The 6,792-nt window shown below is 42.3% G+C and carries 7 protein-coding genes; all 7 read left to right on the top strand.

Going from position 1 to position 6,792, the window contains the following annotated elements:
- A partial coding sequence (locus tag F6K20_RS18725; protein WP_502708845.1) for a tyrosine-protein kinase family protein occupies window positions 1-398 on the top strand: 398 nt, incomplete at its 5' end.
- A gap of 374 nt (window positions 399-772) precedes the next feature.
- Window positions 773-1,573 (top strand): heterocyst development glycosyltransferase HepC, encoded by an 801-nt coding sequence (gene hepC / locus F6K20_RS18720; protein ID WP_008181834.1) that lies wholly within the window; start codon window positions 773-775, stop codon window positions 1,571-1,573.
- A 20-nt stretch (window positions 1,574-1,593) separates the two neighbouring features.
- Window positions 1,594-1,764 (top strand): hypothetical protein, encoded by a 171-nt coding sequence (locus tag F6K20_RS18715; protein ID WP_154659730.1) that lies wholly within the window; start codon window positions 1,594-1,596, stop codon window positions 1,762-1,764.
- A 35-nt stretch (window positions 1,765-1,799) separates the two neighbouring features.
- The gene (gmd, locus tag F6K20_RS18710; protein ID WP_008181832.1) at window positions 1,800-2,873 is read left to right on the top strand and encodes a GDP-mannose 4,6-dehydratase; all 1,074 of its coding nucleotides are present in this window, start codon (window positions 1,800-1,802) and stop codon (window positions 2,871-2,873) included.
- 530 nt (window positions 2,874-3,403) lie between these two features.
- Window positions 3,404-3,643 carry a GDP-mannose 4,6-dehydratase gene (locus F6K20_RS18705; RefSeq protein WP_071105823.1) on the top strand — a complete coding sequence of 80 codons (240 nt, stop codon included), beginning with the start codon at window positions 3,404-3,406 and terminating at the stop codon, window positions 3,641-3,643.
- Between the two features lie 54 nt (window positions 3,644-3,697).
- Window positions 3,698-5,569 carry a heterocyst formation ABC transporter subunit HepA gene (hepA, locus tag F6K20_RS18700; protein WP_287295609.1) on the top strand — a complete coding sequence of 624 codons (1,872 nt, stop codon included), beginning with the start codon at window positions 3,698-3,700 and terminating at the stop codon, window positions 5,567-5,569.
- A gap of 188 nt (window positions 5,570-5,757) precedes the next feature.
- Window positions 5,758-6,792, top strand: a 1,035-nt coding sequence (locus F6K20_RS18695) for a polysaccharide pyruvyl transferase family protein (protein ID WP_287295607.1), incomplete at its 3' end; no start/stop codon positions are given.

Raw genomic sequence — 6,792 nt, 5'->3', positions numbered from 1 at the left:
GACCAACCCCAATTGACCCAGTTAAGCTGCTGGGTTCTAAACGGATGAAGAACTTAATGGCAGAGTTTCAGCAGACCTATGATCTGGTGTTGCTGGATACTCCCCCAGTGTTAGGTATGGTGGATGTACTCCAAGCAGCATCTTTGTGCCAAGGTGTGGTGATGGTGGGACGCCTAGAGCGAGTTACTCAATCTCAACTCAGCCAGGCTACTGCTATACTCAGGAATTTAAACCTGATGGGAATCATTGCTAACGGGGTGAAGAGTTCTAATCAGAACTACGCTTACTATGGTTCGCGAAACAACCATGCTGCTATTGAACCACAGCAGCCTGTATCTGATCTTCAAGAGTCTCCACAACTAGAGCGTCAGTTCAGCAATCATGTCAAGTCTCGTTGATTTTTTTGTTAATTGAAAATTGAAACTTGTTAATTGTTAAGTAAGCATTCAGCCATCAGCCGTCAGCCGTCAGCCGTCAGCCGTCAGCCGTGAGCTAAAAGCTCACGCTACGCGAACAGCTGACGTAACTCAGCATTATTCCAATGCTTACCTGTTTGATTCAAAAGCACCTCAAGTAGCACCATCTGTAGCGCATTAGCTGATACGCGACACGCTTATAGCACCATCTGTAGCGCATAAACTGATAGCTAATAGCTGATAGCTGATCGCTTACGTTTAAAGTTTCAATTAACGAAAACCTGAGAATGATACGTATTAAACCTGACAGGATCTAAAGTTTAAGTTTTGATTTTCGTGAAATGGAGTAACTATTTATGACGACTTCCAGAATCATACTAACAACCTCCAAAATCTCAATCCTAGATATCGATGATGAGGCAGAGTCAGCAGTTAGTTCTTTGCCTCCCTGCAAGCTCAAGTGGCGACAGAAACAGTTGTGGGTACTCCCTCTCCAAAAAAATGAACAGCATTATCTACCTCCGTTGCAAAGTCAGTCTTGGTTAAGTAATTGCTTGCAACGCTCGTCGGTAGGGCTGGTTTGTATCGACCCCAATGTGGGTGAAACAGGGTTAAGAGTTTGGACCAATGCCTGTGAGCAAGCGAAGAAGAAAGCTGTTCTAAGAGTACCGTTCAACTCAGAATTGTCTAGTAGGGAAAAACTATTCCGATCTCGACTGAGGCGGGTGATGGATTCGAGTTTAGCTGCTCTATTGCTACTGATTCTGAGTCCAGTGCTCCTGGGATTGATGTTGCTGATAGCGATTGTTTCACCAGGACCAGTCTTTTCTCGGCAATTGCGGGCTGGAGAAAGGGGTAAGTTGTTCCAAGTGATTAAATTTCGCACTGAAGCTATACACAAAGGCCAAGTCACGTCTAAGATGACACATTTTGGAAAGTGGCTGCGTCAATATTGTCTGGATGGACTACCGCAGTTAGTGAATGTACTAAGGGGTGAGATGAGTTTAGTCGGACCACGTCCTTGGAAACTGGATGAGGTGATTCGGATGACCCAGGAGGAGCGGCGACAGCTGAGGTTGTTGCCAGGAATGATCAAGCTTCACCAGGAAGATATGCGATCGCATGTGTTCGGTTCTCAAAGTACTCCAGTGCTGTAATAGCAATCCCTGTAGGAATTGTGAGAATTTTTGATGCCATATTCCCTACTCCCTACTCCCTACTCCCTACTCCCTACTCCCTACTCCCTACTCCCTTTGGTAAAGTTAATAACTTCCTAACTTCTGAAGTTATTAATTGCAATTTTCAATTTTCAATTTTGATTTGCCTTTGCCTTCATCCCGTACATTAGCAAACTAATTACTCTAATCAGAGTCGTGAGGAATCGTGACAGACATTAAACGAGCATTAATCACTGGCATTACCGGTCAAGATGGGTCTTATCTAGCAGAACTGCTGCTGGAAAAAGGGTACGAAGTCCATGGCATTATCCGACGCACGTCTACCTTCAACACAGATCGCATCGACCACATCTACCAAGACCCCCACAATCCACAGACACGGTTATTTCTCCATTACGGAGACCTGACTGATGGCTTGACACTACAACGCATTCTAGAAGACGTACAGCCGATAGAGGTGTACAACCTCGGAGCTCAGTCCCATGTGCGGGTCAGCTTTGATTCACCAGAATACACCGTCGATGCCACAGGTATAGGAACCTTACGTTTGTTGGAAGCGGTACGGCACTATCAACAGCGGATTGGCTCTGAGGTACGCTTTTACCAGGCTGGCTCTTCTGAAATGTTTGGGCTAGTGCAGGCTGTTCCTCAGTCTGAAACTACACCGTTTTATCCCCGTAGTCCTTATGCCTGTGCAAAAGTCTACGCCCACTGGCAAACTATCAACTATCGCGAATCCTATGGGCTATTCGCCTGTAATGGTATTTTGTTTAACCACGAAAGTCCCCGGCGCGGCGAAACCTTTGTCACTCGCAAAATTACCCGTGCTTTGGCGCGCATTGTAGCTGGTCAGCAAAATAAGCTTTACCTGGGCAATCTCGATGCCAGACGGGACTGGGGTTATGCCAAAGATTATGTCCGCGCTATGTGGCTAATGCTACAACAAGACGAGCCCGATGACTATGTTGTTGCTACCGGTCAAACTCACTCAATTCGGGAGTTTCTCGATATTGCCTTTGGCTTAGTGAATTTGGATTGGGAGCAGTACGTTGAAATCGATCCACGCTACTTTCGACCTGCTGAAGTAGACCTGTTGTTGGGTGATGGGACCAAGGCTAATACCATACTAGGTTGGCAACCTTCAGTGAGCTTTAAACAACTGGTTGAAATCATGGTTAATGCTGACCTTCAGGCACTAGGTATGATGCCTGTAACCTCTTGTAGTCAATCCGCTGATACTGCCTTTATTCGTCAGGTTGTTACCGCTGGTAATCCCTAGTAATGATATGCTCTAATCCCGTTTTTAGTAATGGATGAGAGAGATAGATAGTCGCGCTTTGGGTAATGGGTAATGGGTAACGGGTAATTGGGAATTGGGAATTGAGGAAAAGACTATTGCTGCTGTGAAACACCACGAGGAGAGCGCAATTACCCATTATCTATTACCTATTAACAGACTCATAAGCATTTAGCTATCAGCTATCAGCTATCAGCTATCAGCTATCAGCTATCAGCTATCAGCTATCAGCTATCAGCTATTAGCTTTGAGCCTGTGGCCAGCCTACTGTTCGCGCAGCACCTCAAGTAGCGCAATCGGTTCTTTTGAATAAAATAAACTGACCACTGACCGCTGACCGCTGAATGCTTACACAGACTCGTATAAGACGTTGTTGATGGATTAGCGTTGAATAAAATAAGCGATTATCCTACGGATACGCTACGCGAACGCACTGTCTTAGAACCAGGACTTACGCACCAAGACCCTTAAAACCTGGTTTCTCGCTATAAATCAAAGCTCCAGAGAATTATGTGATTGCTTCCGGAGTGAATCACTCCGTTCGTGAATTAGTAGATTGTGCGTTTAGTCACGTCGGTCTTGATTATCAAGATTTTGTGGAAGTTGATCAGAGGTTTTATCGTCCGACAGAAGCAGTGCCCCTTTGTGGGGATAGCTGGAAAATTCGGGATGAGCTGAATTGGAAGAGTAAAAAAAAATTTCCTGATATTGTCGCGGAAATGGTGGAGAGTGATCTTAGTTTTTTTAGCTAAATATTGTTTAAAATCAGCATTAAATAACAATCATAATAGGTCTAAATAAAGCCAGTGAGTATTCTATATAAGATTGCTGAATTCAAGCTTATTGATTCTGTCATTAGGTTTACTAAATCCACGAAATTGTGGCAAGACAAACACTTCATATTAAGAGAGTTTAAATACCTCAAAGAAGCTGCTTTTTTTGCTATTGCTTTAACGATAATTGCCTCACTATTTGAAGGGTTTGGATTAGGGTTTATCCTCAACTTTTTACAAAATATAACCGACCCTAATGCTACCCCAATCCAGACAGGTATTAACTGGTTCGATATCTGGTTTCTTGGAGTAAATAGACCGGTTAATGAGAGAATTTACCGGATATCTGCTATAATTATGCTCACAACCTGGTTGCGTTCAGCCTTTATGTTTGGTGGGCGCAGGTACAGCAAAATTACTCAGATGAATTTGTTAGATAGGCTGCGCAAGAAGCTATTTGAACAACTTCAACGGCTGAGTTTAAGTTACTTTTCTCATAGCCGTTCTGGAGAGCTAGTTTACAGTCTAACTACCGAATTAGAAAAAATTAATCAAGCTTTTGATGTGACAGCTTTTCTGTTTACTAGAGTTTCTCTTTTAGTTGTATATGTGACATCAATGTTCTTGCTTTCTTGGCAACTTTCCATTGCATCATTAATGCTCTTTAGCCTGATGAGTGTTGGTCTTTCTAACTTGGTTAAAAGGGTGCGAGAGACAAGTTTTGATGTTTCAAAGGCAGGCAGTAACTTTACCTCAGTTGCTGTAGAGTTTATCAATGGCATTCGCACAGTTAAGGCATTTGCTAGTCAGGACTTTGAGCGTAGACGATTCTATAACGCTAGCGAAAACGTTGCAAACATCACTATCAAATCTGCCTCATTTGCGTATGCCATAGAACCGATTGGGGAAAGCGTAGCCACCACAATTCTGATCGGCATGATTATTGTAGCATTTACCATCTTCGTTCCTAATGGACAGATGCAGGCAGCTTCATTATTGACCTTCTTGTTTGTTTTGTTTCGTCTGATCCCGATTATACGTCTGATTAATAATGCCAGAGGGCGTCTTGGGGAATTCACCGGACCAATGAATAACATTAAAGAGCTGCTGAGAACGGACAACAAACCATACTTGCAGAATGGTAACGTGCAATTTTCAGGATTGCAGCGAGCCATTGAGTTTGCTTCGGTGGATTTTGGTTACGATCCCTCTAACCTAGTGCTGCACGATATTACCTTAACTATCAACAAGGGAGAAACAACAGCCCTGGTCGGTGCTTCTGGTTCAGGTAAAACAACCCTTGCTGACTTAATTCCCCGATTTTATGACCCAACCGCAGGTAAAATTATCATTGATGGCATTGACATACAAGAGTTTGAAATCAACTCTGTGCGTCGTAAACTAGCTATTGTTAGTCAGGATACATTTATTTTCAACACCTCTGTTCGCAATAACATTGCTTATGGTTCAGAACAGGCAGATGAGCTGGCAATTCGAGAAGCTGCAAAACTTGCCAATGCATTAGACTTCATCCTAGATTTGCCTGACGGTTTTGACACGCAACTGGGTGATCGCGGAGTTCGATTATCTGGAGGTCAACGTCAACGGCTGGCAATTGCTCGTGCTTTACTGCGAGCACCAGAGATTCTGATCTTAGATGAGGCAACTAGTGCCTTAGATTCTGTGTCTGAGCGCCTGATTCAAGAATCCTTAGAAAAACTTGCTGTAGGACGGACAGTAATTACCATTGCCCATCGCTTATCGACCATTTCCAAAGCTGATAAGGTAGTCGTACTTGAACAGGGGCGAATTGTGGAGCAAGGAAAGTATCAAGAGTTACTCGAAAAGCGCGGTAAACTTTGGAAATATCACAAGATGCAGCATGAAGTTGGTCAAACAAATTAAGACTATAGAATTTCCAAATAGGGTAGTGGTACACAAGTAGTGATTTTAGCTCCCGTTACCTTGAGCAGACCAATCCCTACATCACTACATCTTTACCAGTACCATCCTTTCGAGATATCTTCCAGAGGGTAAATTATCCGAGAGACAAAAGTACATTCAAAATTACATTAAGTATTTCAGGAATTACGATGACTATTTTAACACCAGAAAACGTCAAAGAAGTTCTTCATAAATCCCTAGGACAGTTAGAAAAATTTGAAGAATGTATACTCCTAGACAATCCTGATCATTACAATATTGGCGACCACCTAATTTGGTTAGGATCTGTACTATTTTTGACAGATACCTTAAAAACGAAAATCAAGTATGCCACTGGTATTAACGGTTTCTCTCATGCCAGCCTAAAAAAAATGGATAAATGCCCCATAATATTTAATGGAGGAGGTGCATTAGGTGATCTATATGAAGATTTTCAAAATTTTAGAGAATCGATCATAGAAAACTATCGAGATCGACCAATTATTATTTTTCCTCAGACTATTTATTTTAGGAATCCCGAAAACCTCAAAAAAGCAGCAAAAGTTTTTAACTCCCATCCTAACCTAACTCTCTTTACCAGAGATCAAGTCAGCTATGAAATTGCTCTTAAAAATTTCTGGAATTGTCGGGTGATTAAAGCCCCTGATATGGCATTTCAAATGGCTGGTCTCTCTACTGAATCCATCCAGCCTGATCAAGAGGATTCTAGTCTTTATCTTTGCCGAAAGGATCAAGAACTTAAGGCCACTAGTAACCTGAGTCTTTCTTCTAAGATAAAAAATCTCGTCTTAGAAGACTGGGTTTCAGATAGATGGACTTTAAGAACTACTAAGCAACTCTCTAAAGGTTGGTATTGGCGTATTCCAGGATTGGTCAGAATAATGCGGGAAGTTTATGAGCGAGGATTAGCAACTCCTAAAGAATGGTTATCTCGACAAAACTGGAAGTATTTTCATACTAATACGCCGCACTTTAAAATAACCCATAACTCCCAAATTAATCTAGCATCTTGGGGACTGATGCATAGCGGCATCTATCAATTCAAAAGGCATCGTTTAATTATTACTAATCGTTTGCATGGTCATATCCCTAGTACTCTTTTAGAGATTCCTCATATCTTTCTTCCTAACTCTTATTACAAGAATGAAGCATTTTACGAGGCATGGACTTCACAAATTCCCTTC

Origin of the sequence: Moorena sp. SIO2C4 (assembly GCF_010672485.1) — a bacterium.
In the GTDB taxonomy this organism is placed as follows: domain Bacteria; phylum Cyanobacteriota; class Cyanobacteriia; order Cyanobacteriales; family Coleofasciculaceae; genus Moorena; species Moorena producens.
Note: the sequence above shows the minus strand (reverse complement) of the source record. Positions and strands in the feature narration are given on the sequence as shown.

Coding starts and splice junctions, on each gene's coding strand:
- hepC (WP_008181834.1), top strand. CDS start 773: ATGACGACTTCCAGAATCATACTAACAACCTCCAAAATCTCAATCCTA.